This window comes from Mesorhizobium sp. M0119 (genome assembly GCF_040322615.1).
Classification (GTDB): Bacteria; Pseudomonadota; Alphaproteobacteria; order Rhizobiales; family Rhizobiaceae; genus Mesorhizobium.
The window spans coordinates 20,903-37,376 of record NZ_JAMYTU010000004.1 but is presented as its reverse complement, the minus strand read 5'-3'; the positions used below and the strand labels follow the sequence as shown (position 1 = coordinate 37,376).

Here is a 16,474-nt window from a genome sequence, read left to right as displayed (position 1 = left end):
AACTGTTCGCCTGTTGACATTAAAAGTGATTTTAAAACAAAGACTTATGAGGCATTCCTGCTCCGGACCGCGGTTACAAAGAGTAAGAAACCGTGATTTGGAGTCTCCCTGCGGGACCATTATCTTCGCCACCGACCAAAGTCGGTTTGCTGGGAGTCTTGGGGAAGTGGCCCTGCCTGCCGATCAATCAAGAGCCGCGCCCTCAGGGCGGATTAAGCGGACCTAGGCAGTATGGGCTATGGGGATTATTTTGCACGACTATCAGACGACACTTAAATCGCGTGCGACGCTGACCGGCATCGGCGTTCACAGCGGCACCCCGGTCACCGTCCATTTCCTGCCGGCAGATGCCGATACGGGTGTCGTCTTCCAGCTTTCGAATGCAAGCGGAACCCACGAATTTCGCGCGCTCGTCTCCGAGGTCGGCGCCACCGATCTCTGCACCATGCTTGGCGATCCGCAAGGCGAGCACATTGCCACGGTCGAGCATCTAATGGCGACGCTTTTCGGGCTTGGGATCGATAATCTCGTCATCGAAATCGACGGCCATGAAGTGCCTATCCTCGACGGCAGCGCAGTGATGTTCGTCGAGGCCATTGACCAGGCAGGCATCGAAACGCTGCCGGTCAAGCGTCGCTACATCAGGGTGGTCAAGCCGGTTCGTATCGAGAACGGCGCCTGCTGGGCGGAGTTCAGGCCCTATGACGGCACGCGCTTCGAGATCGAGATCGATTTCGAAAGCCCGGCGATCGGGCGCCAGCTTTTTGCATCCGACATGAATGCCGACATTTTCCGCCGCGACGTCGCGCGTGCCCGCACTTTCGGTTTCATGAAGGACGTCGAGCGGCTGTGGGCGGCCGGCTATGCGCTCGGCTCGTCTTTGGAAAACTCCCTGGTGATCGGCGACGACAACCGTGTGATCAACATGGGAGGCGTGCGCTATCCCAACGAGTTCGCGCGCCACAAGACGATGGATGCGATGGGCGACCTGGCGCTCGCCGGTGCCCGGTTCATCGGCTGCTTCCGCTCCTACCGCGGTGGCCACAGGCTGAACGCCGCGGCGTTGCGCCGTCTCTTGTCGGACCGTTCGGCTTTCGAGATCGTCGAGACGACGCGCCGCGAGCGCGGGCGTACCGCGGAGATGAGCGCCGTCAACGCACCCCTCTTTGCGCCCTGGATGATCTGATTCTTACGCCTTTGCGGCTCTTATCGCGGTCAGCAGTGTTGCATGGATGCATCACTGGCCGGCCAAATCGCACAGCGTTCCAGGTGGCGCCAAACCGCCACAAAAATGTGCGATTGGCCGGGGATAGCGTTGCCGGGCAAGGCAATTATGGTTTATGGCTGCTGCCGTTGACTGAAATGACGCCGAAAGGGCGGAATCCAAACATGTTTTTCAAGCGAGTTGGTCAATCGAAGGCGCTGCGGCGGGCTGTTTTCCTGGCGCTTTCGGTGGTCGTTCCATCGCTGTTTCTGTCGGCCTGCATGTCGTCCGAGAAGGACGTCGATCTGTCGACCTATGTCGATCAGACCGAGCCGGCCGACGTGCTCTACAATCAGGGTCTCGCCAATCTGAATGCCGGGCGACTGCAGGAGGCAAGCCGCAAATTCGATGCCGTCGACCGCCAGCATCCATATTCCGAATTCGCCCGCAAATCGATGGTGATGGGTGCCTTTGCCGACTATCGTCAGGGCAACTACGACGAGGCGATCGGTTCGGCCAAGCGCTACCTGACGCTCTACCCGTCGACCGACGATGCAGCCTATGCCCAGTATATTATCGGGCTGAGCTACTACCGCCAGATCAAGGACGTCACCCAGGACCAGAAGGAAGCGCGTCTTACCGCGCAGACGATGCAGGACCTGGTAACGCGCTGGCCGACTTCCGAATATGCCGACGATGCCAAGGAAAAGATCCGCTTCGCCAACGATCAGCTCGCCGGCAAGGAGATGCAGATCGGACGCTATTATCTCGAGCGCCGCGAATACATCGCAGCCGTCAAACGGTTCCGCAACGTCGTGGAGAACTACTCCAACACACGTCATGTCGAGGAGGCGCTGGCGCGTCTTACCGAGAGCTACTATGCGATGGGGCTGACGTCGGAAGCGCAGACCGCTGCGGCCGTGCTCGGCACCAACTATCCCGACAGCCAGTGGTACAAGGACTCCTACAAGCTCCTGCAGAGTGGTGGGCTCGAGCCGCGCGAGAATGCCGGATCGTGGATCTCCAAGGCCGGGAAGCTGATCACCGGCGCCTGAGCGGCGCGTCACCATGCTCTCCAGGCTGTCGATCCGCGATATCGTTCTGATCGAGAAGCTGGACATCGACTTCTCGTCCGGCCTTTCGGTGCTGACCGGCGAAACCGGCGCCGGAAAGTCCATCCTGCTCGACGCCTTGTCGCTGGCGCTTGGCGCCCGCGGCGACGCCTCGCTGGTGCGGCATGGCGCGGCGCAAGGCCAGATCATCGCTGTCTTCGACGTGCCGCGCAACCACCCGGCCCGTATGCTGCTCGCCGAGAACGCCATCGAGGACGACGGCGACATCATCCTGCGCCGCGTCCAGACGGCGGACGGCCGCACGCGCGTGTTCGTCAACGACCAGCCGTCCAGCGTGACGCTGATGCGCGACGTCGGCCATGCGCTGGTCGAGATCCACGGCCAGCATGACGAGCGCGCTTTGGTCGATCCCGGCGCCCATCGCGAGTTGCTCGACAGTTTCGGCGGCCATCTCGGCGTTGTTCGGGCAACCGGCGAGGCGTGGCGGCACTGGCGTACCTGCGAGCAGGAATTTTCACGGCACCGGGCCAAAGTCGAGGCAGCTGCCCGTGAGGCCGATTATCTGCGTGCAGCGGTCGCGGAATTGACCAGGCTCGATCCGCAACCGGGCGAAGAGACCGAGCTGGCCGAACTGCGCGCCGCGATGATGCGGGCGGAAAAGATCGCCTCGGAAATCCACGATGCGCAGGATGTGCTCTCGGGCCCGTCCTCGCCCTTGCCGCAACTGGCCAGCCTGCTCAGGCGGTTGCAGCGCAAGGTGACGGAAGCGCCCGGCCTGCTCGAGGATGTCGTCAAATCGCTCGACGAGGCGATGCTTTCGCTCGATGCGGCGCAGTCGGGCGTCGAAGCAGCGCTTCGCGCCACCGAATATGATCCGCAGCGGCTGGAGAAGGCCGAGGAGCGGCTGTTTTCGCTGCGTGCCGCCTCGCGCAAGCACAGCGTCGCCGTCGATGACCTGGCGCAATTGCGTGACACCATGGCTGCCGACCTTGCCGATCTCGATGCCGGCGAGGAGCGGCTGCATGCGCTGGAGAAACAGGCTGCAGCGGCGCGCCAGGCCTATGACATTACGGCGGCCCAGCTGTCGTCGCTTCGCCATGCGGCGGCCGTCGGGCTGACCAAGGCGGTAATGGCCGAACTGCCGGCGCTGAAGCTCGAACGGGCCGAGTTCATCGTCGAGATCGCAAGCGATGCCGAGAGCCGCATGGAAGAAGGCATCGACCAGGTCGAGTTCTGGGTGCGCACCAATCCCGGCACCAGGCCCGGCCCGATGATGAAGGTCGCTTCCGGCGGCGAGCTGTCGCGCTTCCTGCTGGCGCTCAAGGTCGCGCTGGCCGATCGCGGGTCGGCGCCGACTTTGGTGTTCGACGAAATCGACACCGGCGTCGGCGGCGCGGTTGCCGACGCCATCGGGCAGCGGCTGGCGCGGCTGGCGAAACGCGTGCAGGTGCTTTCGGTCACGCATGCGCCGCAAGTGGCGGCGCGCGCTGCGACACATTTCCTGATCTCCAAATCGGGCGGGGCCGACCGGGTCTCGACCGGCATCGCCGAGATGGACCGGGCGGCGCGGCAGGAAGAGATCGCACGCATGCTCGCCGGCGCCACCATCACCGACGAGGCGCGCGCGGCGGCCGAGCGGCTGCTGCGGGAGAACACCGCGGCAGCCTAGCGCGGTTCATCGTTTCACGGAAACGCCGAACCGCTCTACCTCTTCGTTTGCGCAATTCCGGACGGAGAACCTTTTCACAGTTTTCCTGGAATTGCTCTAGGCGAGTTCGTTTCCGGCGCTCGTGACCTGAGTCAGGGTCTGGCTTCATCCTGCTGTTCAGGAATGATTTTCCGTGTCTGGTCTCTCCCTCATGAAAGAATCCTGTTCTATTGTGTCGCGCCACCGTGGAGGGAGCAGTGCATGGACGAAAAACCAGTCGATTCGCTCAGCGAAAGCGAGGCGGCAAGCGAGTTGAAGCGGTTGGCGCAGGAGATCGCCGAGCACGACCGGCGCTACCATGGCGAGGACGCGCCGATAATCACGGATGCGGAATATGATGCGCTGACGCGGCGCAACCTCGCCATCGAACAGCGCTTTCCTGCTTTGGTGCGCGAGGATTCGCCCTCACGCAGGGTCGGCGCGCCGCCGGCGGAAGGCTTTGCCAAGGTGCGTCATGCGGTGCCGATGCTCAGCCTCGCCAAGGCCTATACCGACCAGGATGTCGCCGATTTCATCGTACGTGGCCGGCGGTTCTTTGATCGCGACAAGGATCTGGACATCGCCTTCACAGCTGAGCCGAAGATCGACGGGCTGTCGGCTTCGCTGCGTTATGAAGGTGGTGTGTTGGTGCAGGGAGCAACGCGCGGCGACGGCGCCGTTGGCGAGGACATCACCGCCAATCTGAGGACCATCGCCGACATTCCCAAGACCTTGAAGGGATCGGGCTGGCCCGAGGTCATCGAAATACGCGGTGAGGTCTACATGACCTACGCGGAATTCGAGGCGTTGAAGCAACGCTCGGCGGCGATAGGCGGCCAGGATTACGTCAATCCGCGTAACACGGCGGCCGGGTCGCTCCGCCAGAAGGACCCGTCCGTTACCGCCAGCCGCAACCTCAAATTCTTTGCCTACGCCTGGGGCTATACCACAAAGGATCCGGCTCCGACCCAATACGATTCCGTGCAGAAATTCGCGGAGTGGGGATTCAAGGTCAGTCCGCTGATGGTCCGGGCAAAGTCGGTCGAGGAACTGGTCGCGCATTATCACCTAATCGAGACCCAGCGCTCATCGCTTGGCTACGACATCGACGGCGTCGTCTACAAGGTCGACCAGTTGGAATTGCAGCGCAGATGGGGTTTCGTCACTGGCGAACCGCGCTGGGCCGTGGCCCACAAATTTCCCGCCGAACAGGCGATGACGACCGTGCTCAGGATCGACATTCAGGTGGGCCGTACCGGCACGCTGGCGCCCGTTGCCCGGCTTGCGCCCGTTACGGTCGGCGGCGTGGTGGTCGAGAACGTCACGCTGCACAATGAGGACTACATCAAGGGCTTGGACAGCAACGGCCAGCCGATCCGCGACGGCATCGATGTGCGCATCGGCGACACGGTGATCATCCAGCGGGCAGGGGACGTCATTCCGCAGATCGTCAGCGTCGTAGCCGATAAGCGTCCGCCAGATGCCGTGCCCTACGAATTCCCGCACAAATGTCCGATCTGCGGCTCACCCGCAACGCGCGAAATCAACGAGAAGACCGGCAAGGAAGATTCCCGCCGACGTTGCACCGGCGAACTGATCTGCCCTGCACAGGCCGTCGAAGGATTGCGCCACTTTGTGTCGCGCGGCGCTCTGGATATCGAAGGCCTGGGCGCGGAAAACATAGACCTGTTCTTCAATGCCGGGTTGATCAGGACAGCCGCCGATATCTTCACTCTCAGGGACCGCCGTCCCGCCGTCACCAAGGCGCTGGCGGAGCGGCGGGAAGAGCAGGCCAGGCAGCGTGAGGCCGCATCGGGCAAGACGCGCAAGAATGTACGCAGTGTCGAGGAACGCAACTACGACGGCCTCGACAAGCTCTTCGCTGCCATCGACGCTCGCCGCGAACCGGAACTCGATCGCTTCATCTTTGCGCTGGGCATCCGCCATATCGGCGAAACGACGGCCGCTGTGCTGGCCCGAACCTTCTCGACGATCGAGGAGTTGATCCGCATTGGCAAGGAGACAGCAGCGGCAGCCGATCCACACACCGTTTTTCCTTCGATCAACGGCATCGGCGATACGGTGATAGGCGCGCTTCGCGATTTCTTCGGCAATGAACGCAACGATGCCGTGCTTGAAGCGCTGCTCACACAGGTCCACCCGAAGCCGTACATTGTGAACGTCTCAGCCGATAGTGCGGTCGCCGGCAAGACAATTGTCTTTACAGGCACGCTGGAAAAGATGACGCGCCCGGAGGCCAAGGCGATGGCCGAACGTCTCGGCGCGAAGGTCGCCGGCTCGGTTTCTGCGAAGACCGATCTCCTGGTGGCAGGGCCGGGCGCCGGCTCCAAGCTGAAGGACGCGACCAAATTCGGCATCGAGGTGATCGACGAGGACACCTGGCTGCAGCGGATCGGCAAGGGCGCGTGATAGTGACTGCATTCAACGGTTTTGGGCAAAAGGCCATTCCCTTCCTCAAGGCGCTGGATTTTCATCAGAGCCGGGAGTGGTTTTTGGAAAACCGCGACCTTTTCGAACGCGACCTACGTGATCCCTTCGGCGATCTGGTCGAGACGCTCTCCGAGCGCTTCACAGGCGCGGGGCTCGGCCTGCGCGGCGACCGCAAGAAGTCGCTGTTCCGGATTAACCGCGACGTGCGTTTTGCCAAGGACAAACGGCCCTACAACCGGCATTTGTCGGCGATCCTTTCGCCCGACGGCACCAAGATGGAACAGGGCGTGTTCTACGTCCATATCGGGCTCGAGCGCTGCTTTGCCGCCATTGCCTGGTGGCAGCCCGGACCAGAGCTATTGCTGGCGCTGCGCAACGCAATCGCGAAGCGGCCCGCTGAATTCCGCAGCCTCGTCGCGGCGCTGAAGAAGAATGGTCTCGAGTTCGACCCGGACGGCTGCATGAAGCGCACACCGCGCGGCTTCGAGCATATCGCCGAGCCCGATCTCGCTGCCGCGATCCGCAACCGGCATTTTGCCGTCCGGCACGCAATCGAGCCGGCGGATATCTACGGAGCTGGATTGGTCGACGAACTCATCGACTTCGTCATGCGGGCAAAACCGCTGCTCGACTGGGGCAGGGCGATCGAAGGCAAGGCTTCGCCGCGCTAGGCACGGAAGCGAGCTTGCCGCGACGCTTCAGCTATCATTTCCGCTGATCGTTTGCCTCAAGCGAATTGGTGTGACAAGCCGGACCGCCCTCCCTACATAGGCCCTTCCCGAGGAGCGGTCGATGTCGGCGGAAGCAATCTCCGAAAACAGTGCGAAAAGCGATTTCTGGGACGGCGTGCGGCTCAGCATGCCCGTCGTGGTGGCATCGGCGCCGTTTGCGTTGCTGTTCGGGGCGCTCGCAGTCGACAACGGGTTTTCCGTGCTCGAAGCGTTCTTGATGAGCGCAACGGTGTTCGGCGGCGCCAGCCAGATGGTCGGCATCGAGCTGTTCGGCCAGCATGTCGCGCCGTGGCTGATCGTGCTGTCGATCTTCGCCGTGAATTTTCGCCACGTGCTCTATTCGGCTGGCATCGGCCGGCGCATTGCGCATTGGCCGCTGGTGCAGCAGGCGATAGGCTATTTCGTGCTGACCGATCCGCAGTTCGCGGTGGCCGAGCGCAAGGCGGAGGCCGGCGAGACCGTCGGCTTCGCCTGGTATATGGGCCTTGGGCTGCCGGTCTATGTGTTCTGGGTCATCGAAAGCGCGCTCGGCGCGATGTTCGGCAAGCTTATTCCCGACACCCATGCGCTGGGCATCGACTTCCTGCTGCCGATCTATTTTCTTGGCCTTGTCATGAGCTTCCGCAAGCGGCCGTTGTGGCTGCCGGTGGTCGTCGCCAGTGCTACTGCCTCCATCATTGCCTATAAAACGGTCGGCTCGCCCTGGCATGTCTCCATCGGCGCGCTGGCCGGCGTGCTGCTCGCCGTCATCCTGCCGCCCCGCCACAGTGGGGTGGAGGCACGGCCATGAGCACGACCTTGTGGATCATTATCGCCGCTTCGATCGCGACCTATCTGACCCGCATCGGCGGTCATCTGGTGATCTCACGCTTCGACCATATCCATCCGCGCGTCGAAGCCGGGCTGAACGCCGTGCCGGCGGCGGTGCTGACCACGCTGGTGGCGCCGGCGGCGCTCAGCGCCGGACCGGCGGAATGGGCAGCCTTGATCGTTGCCGGCCTGGTCTCGCTGCGCGGCGGCCTGATGGCGATGTTCCTGGCGGGTGCGGCCGTGCTGATCCTCGCGCGGCAGCTCGTCGGCTGATCGCCTTTTGCCTTGGCGGCGAGAGCACACATGCGCTTTACCGCAGCGACTATTGCCGCGCCGACCTTCGATAGGCTTAGCCGGATAGCCTCCGATCTCTCCTGATGGGAGCGACGCACGGCGCCGCTATAGAGCGCCTCACGTTGCTTTGGCGTCAATGCGCTTAGATCGATCGGCTGGATGCCGAAGGGCTCAGGCGACATTTCCAACTCCCCTGGTTTGCCGTGTTGATTGGCAGCTACACCGGCGATTTACGGGAAAGGGCTAATCAGCTAAAATGAATAATTAAGATCGTTATGTTCTCCAGGAGAGATATATGGATTTGGCCGATCTGCGCATCTTCCGCACGGTGGTGCGCGAGGGCGGAATCACCAGGGCAGCGGAAAAACTGTTTCGCGTGCAATCGAACGTGACCACACGCATCCGGCGGCTCGAGGAGGATCTCGGCGTGCAGCTGTTTATCCGGGAGGGCAAGCGCCTGCACGTATCGCCGGCCGGTCACAAATTGGTCGGCTATGCGGATCGGCTGCTGGCGCTTGCGGAGGAGGCGCGAACGGCGATGCTCGATCCACGCCCGCGCGGCACGCTTCGCCTAGGTGCCATGGAGAGCACCGCCGCGGCACGGCTTCCAAGTCTGCTCGCCGATTATCACGCACGTTATCCCGAAGTGGAAATCCAGTTGCGCACCGGCAATCCGCAGGTTCTCGCGACCGCCATGCTTGCCGGCGAACTCGATGCAGCCTTCGCCGCCGAGCCGATCGCCGACGCTCCGTTCGAAAAGCAGTCAGCATTCCAGGAGCAGCTGGTCATTGTCTCGGCGGCATCGCGCGTTTCGGTCGACGACCGCCTGGACATGCCCAAAACCATGATAGCCTTCGAGCACGGCTGCCCGCACCGAAAGCGGCTGGAACAATGGTATGCGCGCAGAGAGTTCATGGCCGAGAAAACCATCGAGCTTGGTTCATACCATGCCATCCTTGGTTGCGTGGTGGCTGGCATGGGCATAGCGTTGATGCCGAAAAGTGTGCTTTCGGGTTTCCCGGAGAGCCGCTGGCTAAAGCTGCACGAACTGGCCGCTGACGAAGACAACGCAATCACGGTGTTGTTCTGGCGCAAGGGAGCCGGTTCTCCGAACGTCACGGCTTTGCAAGAACTGCTTGCGGAGCAAAGCCTGTCAACCGGCGTTGCGGCCGCGACTATTGCTTGAAGTCGTGCGGCAGCGGGGCGGTTGCTTTTTCCAGCCAGGCCAGCGTTTCGCCGTCGAGCATCGGTCCGATCTCGGCCAGCACCCGCGCGTGGTATTCATCGAGCCAATGGAGCTCGTCACGAGTCAATAGGTCCGACCGGACCAGCCGCTTGTCGATCGGCGCCAGCGTCAGTGTCTCGAAGCCGTGCATGGCGATGTCGCCGCCCTCGATCGCTTCAGCCGGCGTCACCAGGACGAGGTTTTCGATGCGAATGCCGTAAGCCCCTTCCTTGTAGTAACCGGGTTCGTTGGAAACGATCATGCCGGCCAGCAGCTTTTCGGTGCCGGTCTTGGCGATACGCTGCGGGCCCTCATGCACGGCAAGATAGGAGCCGACACCGTGCCCGGTGCCATGGGCGAAGTCGCATCCGTGTCTCCATAGCGCCAGGCGGGCTACGGCATCGATTTCGGAGCCGCGCGTGCCCTGGGGGAAGCGCAGCATGGAGATGCCGATCATGCCCTTCAGCACCAGCGTGAAGCGTTCGCGCATCTCCTCGGTCGGCGTGCCGATCGGCACTGTGCGGGTGATGTCGGTGGTGCCGTCCTGGTACTGCCCGCCGGAATCGAGCAGGAACAGCTCGCCATCCCCCAGTTTGCGATTGGTGGCGCGGGAGACGCGGTAGTGCATGATGGCGCCGTTAGGACCAGCGCCGGAGATGGTGTCGAACGACACGTCGCGCAGCGGCATTTGCGTTTCTTCGCCGGTCTGACGGCGCGTCTCCTCAAGCCTGGTGACAACGGCGATTTCGTCGAGCGTGCCGGGCTTCTGGCGGTCGACCCAGCACAGCAGCTTGGCGACCGCAGCGCCGTCGCGGCGATGCGCGGCGCGTGCGCCGGCGATCTCAGCTTTGTTCTTTGTTGCGCGTGGAATGCGGGCCGGATCGGGCACGGCAATGACGGTGCCGCCATTATCCTCGACCAGCATCCTGAGCTTGTCCGCCGCTAGAACCGGGTCCAGCGCGATTTTTGCGCCACCCTTGGCCCGGGTGACGATTGCCGTTTCGAATTCACCCGGGTCGTGCAATTCGGCGAGCTGCGTCAGGTAAGCCGCGACGGTGCGCGAAAACTTGCGCTGGTCCATGAAAAGCAGATGCGAGCCGTCGGCGGCGAGCACGGCAAAGCCGAGCGCCAGCGGTGTGTGCGGTACGTCGCCGCCACGGATGTCGAAGGCCCAGGCAATGGAGGAGGGGTCGGTCAGCACGGCATGGGTGGCGCCGTCTTTCTCGATGGCCGCCGCCAGCCGCACCAGCTTGTCTTTGGCCAGTTCGCCGGCAAAGCCGATCGGATGGATCTCGACAGGCGCCAGTGGCGGCCCGGGCTGGTCCTGCCAGATGGCGTCGATCGGATTTTCTTCGAGTGGCACCAGTATCGCGCCGGACTTCTCGGCCGAGGCTTTCAGCGCCTTGACGTCGCTGATCGTATGCAGCCACGGATCGAAGCCCAACCGCACACCCTTGCCGAGATTGTCCTTGATCCAGTTGGCCGGCGGGTTGTCGACAAGGCTCTCGATCGAAAAGATGTGGAGATCGACTTCCTGGCGCACCTGCAGCGTGTAGCGCCCGTCGACAAACATGACGGCGCGCTCGCCAAGCACAATGGCGACGCCGGCCGAGCCGCTGAAGCCGGTCAGCCATTTCAGCCGTGCCGAGCGGTCGGCGACATATTCGCCCTGGTGCTCGTCGGCGCGGGGCACGATGAAGCCATCCAGCCCGTTCGCCGCCAACCATTGGCGCAGCATTGCCACGCGCGGCTTGCCAACGGCCGGATCCCCGGCGGAATCGAAGGTCTGGAACATGTCGGCTCTCCTCGAATGCTGGCGCGACCGTAGCGCATGACTCCGAAAATCGGAATCGATTTTCGGACCGATCATGGCTGGCCGCTGCAGTGTCTTTTTGCGCATGGAGGCCATGCAGAATCGGCGATTTCAAAAAGCGTCAACAGGGCTTACCTTCTTCACGTGGAGGAAAGAGTCCTATTGCCCTGCAAAGGAGACCGCCATGTCCACGATTTCAGCCAGACGCGGATTTTTCAGAAACGCTGTGAACGCGCTGATCGAAGCTCGCCAGCGCGAAGCGAGCCGGTATGTGAGCGGCGTTCTGCTTGGCTTCGACGACGAAACGCTGAAAGCTCACGGCTACGATCGCGAACAGCTGAAGAAAGCGGCAAACTCGCGCTAGGCTTGAGGAAATTCCGGCTTTGCTTGAAAGCGTCGCGCCTCAGCGCTTGAGGTGAATCGTCACCCAGCCCTCGCGGTGCAAGGTGCGGACGTGCCGGAATTTCTGGCCGACATAGGCCGCGATTACCGCATCGCGCTGGCGCTCGAGGATGCCCGACAAAACGATCGAGCCACCAAGCGCGATATGCCCGGCCATTTGCGGCGCCAGACGCATCAGCGGCCGCGCCAATATGTTGGCGACGATCAGGTCGAAGGGCGCACGCGCGGCAAAGATCGGATGATGAAAACCCGGCGCCGCCACCGTTTCAATGAGCCCCTTGACCTGGTTCAGCCGCGCATTGGCGGCGGCCACCTTGACGGCGACCGGGTCGATGTCGGTCGCCAGCACCCGAATATGCGCGAGCTTGGCCACCGCTATGGCGAGCACCGCGCTGCCGGTGCCAAGGTCGAGCGCGTTGCGCGGATGCTCGCGCCGTACGACCTGCTCCAGCATTTCGAGGCAGCCGGCGGTGGTGCCGTGATGGCCGGTGCCGAAGGCAAGGCCGGCCTCGATCTCGATGGCGATCTCGCCGCTGTGGCGCTTCCTGCGGTCATGCGCGCCATGGACGAAGAAGCGCCCGGCCCGCACCGGCTTCAATCCCTCTAGCGAGCGCGCCACCCAGTCGATGTCGGGCAGCGCTTCGCGCGCTATCGGTTTCGACAGTGACAGTCCGGCAAGGATGTCCCTAAGCTGCGCCTCGACCGCATCGACGTCGTCGTCGGCATAGAGCGATACTTCGTGGATGTCGCGGTCCTCGTCGACCTCGAGCACCGCAATCGGCAGGCCCTCATCGTCGAACGCCGCACCGAGCGCCGCGAAGATGCGATCGGCCTCGATCTTGCCCGCGGTGAAATACAAACGCGTCTGCGTCATTACCGGATATGTCAACCTTCCGCCGCCAGCCGTTTGAGCTTGGCAATGGCGGCGTCCGGGCTTTCGCCATAGGCAATAGTGCCGGCGAAATCGCCCTTGGCATTGAGCAGCAGCACCGAAGCGGTGTGGTCCATCGTGTAGTCGCCGTCGTTCGTGTCGACTTTCTTCCAGTAGATGCCGAAGGACTTGGCCATGGCGTGGACCTTGTCCGGATCGCCGGTGATGCCGAGGATGCGATCGGAGAAATTGCTGACATAGGTGTTCATGATTTCGGGCGTATCGCGCTCCGGGTCGACCGTAACGAAATAGGCACGCAGGTTCTTGCCGTCATCGCCCATCGTCTTCAGCCAGCCGGCCAACTCGAAAAGCGTGGTCGGGCAGACTTCCGGACAATGGGTGAAGCCGAAGAAGACGACGCTGGGGTGGCCGCGAAAGGCGGCTTCGGTGACCGGCGCGCCCTTCTGGTCGACCAGCGTGAAAGGTGCTCCGAATGGCTCGCCGCCATAATGTCCGCGGTACCAGTCGAAGGTGAGCCAGCCGATTCCGGCGGCCATCAGGACGAGAATACCGACCAGAATTGAACGCATCATCAGTGAAGTCCGTCGTTATTTCCATCGGGCGCCGGATTGGCGCTGCGAAGGCCCTGGCTCGGCGAACACTCTTAGCGGTTCGGTCGCGCCGACGCAAAGATGTCGCGTTGCCGCAACCGGCAATGCTGCGGGAGGCGATCTGCTTGCAAAGCGCTGCCGTTCGTCCCACCTGAGGTCGGCAAAATTCGAACCGCAGGAGGCCTCTTTGCGAAAACTGATTGGCGGCGCGTTGGCCGCATGCCTGGTCATTGGTGCTGGCGCGGCCGTCGCCGAGGAAGTCGGCAAGGTCGGCGTCGATTGGCTCGGCAACGACATCATCGTCGAGGCGATCAAGGATCCGAAGGTCGAGGGCGTGACCTGCCACGTCTCCTATTTCGACCGCGGCATGATCGACCGCCTGCAGAAAGGCAATTGGTTCGAGGACCCGTCCGATTCTTCGATTTCCTGCCGTCAGACCGGACCGATCACCATTGGCGACATTGACATGAGCGAGGCCGGCGAAGAGGTGTTCAAGCAAGGCATCAGCCTGATCTGGAAAAAGCAGGTGGTGAACCGCATCTACGACAAGGCCAACGAGACGCTGATCTACCTGTCGCATTCGCGCCAGGTGCAGGATGGCTCGGCAAAAATGTCGGTCACCACCGTGCCGCTCTACGGCCAGAACGTGGTGTGGACCAGCGGCAAGCCGAAATAAAGACTTAAGGTGCTACAGGGTCCTTGGCGCGTCCAAACGGATGCGCGGCGCTGCACTCGGCTTGCGAGGCTATGCGCGCGGGCGTAAAGCGCGCGCATGGACCGTCCCGAACACCTTGTCCTGAAAGATCCCGAGCCGCGCATCCATCCGACGGCGGAGCTGAAGGCGTGCAAGCTTGGACGCTACGCGTCGATCGGCGAGCGGGTCATCTTACGTGAAGTCATGGTTGGGGACTTCTCCTACTTCGAGCGCCACGCCGAGGCGATCTATACGACGATCGGCAAATTCTGCTCGATTGCCGCCAACAGCCGCATCAATGCGCTGGAGCATCCGGTCGAGCGGCTGACGCAGCACAAGATCAGCTATCGGCCTAACGAGTACTTCCGCTGGCTGGGTGTCGATCAGCTATTCCGGGACCGGCGACGGGCGAAAGCCGTCAGCATCGGCCATGATGTCTGGATCGGCCATGGCGCCGTGATCATGCCTGGCATAGTGATCGGCAATGGCGCGATCGTCGGTGCCAACGCGGTGGTGACGCGCGACGTGCCGGCCTATGCAATCGTCGCCGGCGTTCCGGCCAGGCCAGTGCGGCAGCGCTTCAGCGCGGAAACTGCGGCACGGATCGAACGTCTTGCCTGGTGGGACTGGCCGGTCGAGAAACTGGCCAGGGCAGTCCCCGACATGCAGGTCTTGCCCATCGAGGCTTTCCTCGACCGCTGGGAAAACGACGCCACCTGATCTTTGCAAGCGCGGCGCGCGCGGTTTGACCGTGAATTCCACCTCACAGGGAACTCGAGGCAGCTGCCGATTGTTTCTCCCTGCCATGATCGAGAAGCTGTTCACCAGGATCGCCAACTATGTCGCCCATCTTGCCGGTCTGCCGCCGACGTTTGCCGTCTGTTTCCTGATCATTGTGGTCTGGGCGGCAAGTGGTCCGGTCTTTGGCTTTTCCGACACGTGGCAGCTCGTCATCAATACCGGCACCACGATCGTCACCTTCCTGATGGTGTTTCTCATCCAGAACACGCAAAACCGCGATAGCGCCGCGATCCAGACCAAGCTCGACGAGTTGATCCGCGTCAGCAAAGCCAAGAATACCTTTATCGGCATCGAGCACCTGACCGAATCCGAAGTCGAGGAAATCCGCGCCAAATGTGAACGCGCGGCGAAGCGGCACGACGAACAGGTTGCCGACATGGCCGCAGCCAAAGCGGTGGCTAAGAAGCGCAACGCGAAGAAGCACACGGCGGCGTGAGCGAGCTTGTTGTTCGGCTTCCCAACAGCGCGAATGGTCGCGGGATCATTTCATGAATGCTGCAAAGGCTTCCTTGTAGTCCGGGTGCCAGCGCGACAGAGCGGGGCGGTTCTCGATGATGTCGCCAATTGCCCAGGCCATGCGCTTTTCGTCCATGGACCGGGTCGCCTCGTTATCGGGACACAGGATGTAGAAATCGCCGCGCAGCAGCGAGGCCAGCATGAAGTCGATGACCTGCTCGCCCGTCCAGGCGCCGGCCGGCTTTTCGGTCGCACCTTCGGTTAGGCCGGTAAAGGTAAACCCGGGAATGAGCAAATGCGCCGCGACATTGGCGCCGGGCTCGTTGCGCAGCGCGTGTGCAAGGCCCTCGGTATAGGTCTTCACGCCAGCCTTGGAGACGTTGTAGGCGAGGTTGCCGGGCGGCGTGGTGATGCCTTGCTTGGAGCCGGTGTTGACGATCAGGCCCGGTTTTCCCGCCGCCAGCATGCGCGGCGCGAAGGCCTCGATGCCATGCACCACACCCCAGAAATTGATGTCCAGCAATCGCTTCCAGGCGTCACGGTTCTCCCACGGCTTGCCGGGGTTGTTGCCAACGCCGGCATTGTTCATCAGCAGCGAGACGTCGCCGAAGGCGCCGGATGTCTTTTCGGCCAAACGGTCGAGCTCGTCGGCTTTCGAGACGTCGGTGGCAACGGCAAGCACGGCGCTCTCGCCGGCGATAGCGGCGACGGCGTGCCGGGCCTCATCGAGGCGTGCGCCGGCGATATCGGCCAGCACGATCTTCATTCCCATCGCCGCCAGCCGTTTGGCCGCGGCAAGGCCGATGCCGCTGGCCGCGCCGGTGATGACGGAGACATTACCGGAGGCAAATGCGGGCAGGGCGGTCTGGATCTCGGCGTCGGTGGTCATGATTTTCTCCTGTTCTGGCCGCGGCGAACTTAGCGCGGAAAGAGGCTCGCGCAAGACGGTGCAGGCATCTTCGGGTTGACCGCGTCGGCGGGCGCTGCGCATGCTGATATCGAAAAGGAGACCTAGCGATTGACCGACTGGATCGAGATCCTGAAAGAACAGACCGCAACCGGCGACCAGATGAGCCGCGAAGTGCCGCAAATGCTTGCCAATCCCGACATCAGCGAAGCGCAAGTGAAAACGCTGTTTTCGGCGCTCGAAAAACAGGCGGAGTTCGTCGAAAAGCTGCGTATGGCGCTGGAAAAGTTCGGCCACGATTTTTCAGTGATCAAGGCGGCCGAGCGGCTGGAGGAGCGCTATGCCGACCTTGCCGCTTCGGTAGCGGAAAAGCTGAAAGAAATGAGGGGCTAGAGCCCTGTTCCATCCGATAAAATTCGGTATGGGGCTCTGTCTTCTCATGAT

17 protein-coding genes are annotated in these 16,474 nt (G+C 62.5%); 13 read left to right on the top strand and 4 right to left on the bottom strand.

The window, feature by feature from the left end; genetic code table 11:
* The first annotated feature begins 238 nt into the window (after window positions 1–238).
* From lpxC to NKJ40_RS05205, 8 genes are all read left to right on the top strand, one after another.
* Window positions 239–1,186: a UDP-3-O-acyl-N-acetylglucosamine deacetylase gene (lpxC, locus tag NKJ40_RS05240; RefSeq protein ID WP_352465138.1), complete on the top strand. Its 948-nt coding sequence runs from the start codon at window positions 239–241 to the stop codon at window positions 1,184–1,186.
* 203 nt (window positions 1,187–1,389) lie between these two features.
* Window positions 1,390–2,259, top strand: a complete 870-nt coding sequence (locus NKJ40_RS05235; protein ID WP_352465137.1) for an outer membrane protein assembly factor BamD — start codon at window positions 1,390–1,392, stop codon at window positions 2,257–2,259.
* Window positions 2,260–2,272: 13 nt separating this feature from the next.
* Window positions 2,273–3,946 (top strand): DNA repair protein RecN, encoded by a 1,674-nt coding sequence (gene recN / locus NKJ40_RS05230; RefSeq protein WP_352465136.1) that lies wholly within the window; start codon window positions 2,273–2,275, stop codon window positions 3,944–3,946.
* Window positions 3,947–4,186: 240 nt separating this feature from the next.
* Window positions 4,187–6,394 carry an NAD-dependent DNA ligase LigA gene (gene ligA / locus NKJ40_RS05225; RefSeq protein ID WP_352465135.1) on the top strand — a complete coding sequence of 736 codons (2,208 nt, stop codon included), beginning with the start codon at window positions 4,187–4,189 and terminating at the stop codon, window positions 6,392–6,394.
* A gap of 2 nt (window positions 6,395–6,396) precedes the next feature.
* A complete protein-coding gene (locus NKJ40_RS05220; RefSeq protein ID WP_352465133.1) occupies window positions 6,397–7,086 on the top strand; it encodes a DUF2461 domain-containing protein in 690 nt (229 codons plus the stop codon).
* A 121-nt stretch (window positions 7,087–7,207) separates the two neighbouring features.
* Entirely contained in the window at window positions 7,208–7,936 is a 729-nt protein-coding gene (locus NKJ40_RS05215) for an AzlC family ABC transporter permease (protein ID WP_352465132.1), read from the top strand.
* Window positions 7,933–8,229, top strand: a complete 297-nt coding sequence (locus NKJ40_RS05210) for an AzlD family protein (RefSeq protein ID WP_352465131.1) — start codon at window positions 7,933–7,935, stop codon at window positions 8,227–8,229. The genes NKJ40_RS05215 and NKJ40_RS05210 overlap by 4 nt, the downstream gene beginning before the upstream one ends.
* Before the next feature lie 316 nt (window positions 8,230–8,545).
* Complete coding sequence (locus NKJ40_RS05205) at window positions 8,546–9,436, top strand: LysR family transcriptional regulator (protein ID WP_352465130.1); 891 nt, start codon at window positions 8,546–8,548, stop codon at window positions 9,434–9,436.
* Here the strand turns inward: NKJ40_RS05205 and NKJ40_RS05200 are convergent.
* Window positions 9,426–11,270 carry an aminopeptidase P family protein gene (locus NKJ40_RS05200; protein WP_352465128.1) on the bottom strand — a complete coding sequence of 615 codons (1,845 nt, stop codon included), beginning with the start codon at window positions 11,268–11,270 and terminating at the stop codon, window positions 9,426–9,428. The genes NKJ40_RS05205 and NKJ40_RS05200 overlap by 11 nt on opposite strands.
* Before the next feature lie 73 nt (window positions 11,271–11,343).
* Here NKJ40_RS05200 and NKJ40_RS05195 point away from each other — a divergent pair, with 73 nt between their 5' ends.
* Window positions 11,344–11,652: a hypothetical protein gene (locus NKJ40_RS05195; RefSeq protein ID WP_352465126.1), complete on the top strand. Its 309-nt coding sequence runs from the start codon at window positions 11,344–11,346 to the stop codon at window positions 11,650–11,652.
* 39 nt (window positions 11,653–11,691) lie between these two features.
* Here NKJ40_RS05195 and NKJ40_RS05190 read toward each other — a convergent pair whose 3' ends face one another.
* A complete protein-coding gene (locus NKJ40_RS05190) occupies window positions 11,692–12,564 on the bottom strand; it encodes a 50S ribosomal protein L11 methyltransferase (RefSeq protein ID WP_352465124.1) in 873 nt (290 codons plus the stop codon).
* An 11-nt stretch (window positions 12,565–12,575) separates the two neighbouring features.
* Window positions 12,576–13,154: an SCO family protein gene (locus NKJ40_RS05185; RefSeq protein WP_352465122.1), complete on the bottom strand. Its 579-nt coding sequence runs from the start codon at window positions 13,152–13,154 to the stop codon at window positions 12,576–12,578.
* A gap of 205 nt (window positions 13,155–13,359) precedes the next feature.
* On the opposite strand from NKJ40_RS05185, the gene NKJ40_RS05180 reads away from it, so the two are divergent.
* The 3 genes from NKJ40_RS05180 (at window position 13,360) to NKJ40_RS05170 (ending at window position 15,103) form a co-directional block, all read left to right on the top strand.
* Complete coding sequence (locus NKJ40_RS05180; RefSeq protein WP_023721178.1) at window positions 13,360–13,848, top strand: CreA family protein; 489 nt, start codon at window positions 13,360–13,362, stop codon at window positions 13,846–13,848.
* 96 nt (window positions 13,849–13,944) lie between these two features.
* Complete coding sequence (locus tag NKJ40_RS05175) at window positions 13,945–14,586, top strand: DapH/DapD/GlmU-related protein (protein WP_352465121.1); 642 nt, start codon at window positions 13,945–13,947, stop codon at window positions 14,584–14,586.
* A gap of 85 nt (window positions 14,587–14,671) precedes the next feature.
* Window positions 14,672–15,103, top strand: a complete 432-nt coding sequence (locus NKJ40_RS05170) for a low affinity iron permease family protein (RefSeq protein ID WP_352465369.1) — start codon at window positions 14,672–14,674, stop codon at window positions 15,101–15,103.
* A gap of 45 nt (window positions 15,104–15,148) precedes the next feature.
* Here the strand turns inward: NKJ40_RS05170 and NKJ40_RS05165 are convergent, their stop codons facing one another.
* The gene (locus NKJ40_RS05165) at window positions 15,149–16,012 is read right to left on the bottom strand and encodes an SDR family NAD(P)-dependent oxidoreductase (protein WP_352465120.1); all 864 of its coding nucleotides are present in this window, start codon (window positions 16,010–16,012) and stop codon (window positions 15,149–15,151) included.
* Window positions 16,013–16,141: 129 nt separating this feature from the next.
* Between NKJ40_RS05165 and NKJ40_RS05160 the strand changes: the two genes are divergently transcribed.
* Window positions 16,142–16,423, top strand: a complete 282-nt coding sequence (locus tag NKJ40_RS05160; protein WP_023721174.1) for a hypothetical protein — start codon at window positions 16,142–16,144, stop codon at window positions 16,421–16,423.
* Window positions 16,424–16,474: the final 51 nt, after the last annotated feature.

Coding starts and splice junctions, on each gene's coding strand:
- lpxC (WP_352465138.1), top strand. CDS start 239: ATGGGGATTATTTTGCACGACTATCAGACGACACTTAAATCGCGTGCG.
- NKJ40_RS05200 (WP_352465128.1), bottom strand. CDS start 11,270: ATGTTCCAGACCTTCGATTCCGCCGGGGATCCGGCCGTTGGCAAGCCG.
- NKJ40_RS05210 (WP_352465131.1), top strand. CDS start 7,933: ATGAGCACGACCTTGTGGATCATTATCGCCGCTTCGATCGCGACCTAT.
- NKJ40_RS05190 (WP_352465124.1), bottom strand. CDS start 12,564: ATGACGCAGACGCGTTTGTATTTCACCGCGGGCAAGATCGAGGCCGAT.
- NKJ40_RS05235 (WP_352465137.1), top strand. CDS start 1,390: ATGTTTTTCAAGCGAGTTGGTCAATCGAAGGCGCTGCGGCGGGCTGTT.
- NKJ40_RS05165 (WP_352465120.1), bottom strand. CDS start 16,012: ATGACCACCGACGCCGAGATCCAGACCGCCCTGCCCGCATTTGCCTCC.
- recN (WP_352465136.1), top strand. CDS start 2,273: ATGCTCTCCAGGCTGTCGATCCGCGATATCGTTCTGATCGAGAAGCTG.
- NKJ40_RS05175 (WP_352465121.1), top strand. CDS start 13,945: ATGGACCGTCCCGAACACCTTGTCCTGAAAGATCCCGAGCCGCGCATC.
- NKJ40_RS05170 (WP_352465369.1), top strand. CDS start 14,672: ATGATCGAGAAGCTGTTCACCAGGATCGCCAACTATGTCGCCCATCTT.
- NKJ40_RS05195 (WP_352465126.1), top strand. CDS start 11,344: ATGGCTGGCCGCTGCAGTGTCTTTTTGCGCATGGAGGCCATGCAGAAT.
- NKJ40_RS05205 (WP_352465130.1), top strand. CDS start 8,546: ATGGATTTGGCCGATCTGCGCATCTTCCGCACGGTGGTGCGCGAGGGC.
- NKJ40_RS05215 (WP_352465132.1), top strand. CDS start 7,208: ATGTCGGCGGAAGCAATCTCCGAAAACAGTGCGAAAAGCGATTTCTGG.
- ligA (WP_352465135.1), top strand. CDS start 4,187: ATGGACGAAAAACCAGTCGATTCGCTCAGCGAAAGCGAGGCGGCAAGC.
- NKJ40_RS05185 (WP_352465122.1), bottom strand. CDS start 13,154: ATGATGCGTTCAATTCTGGTCGGTATTCTCGTCCTGATGGCCGCCGGA.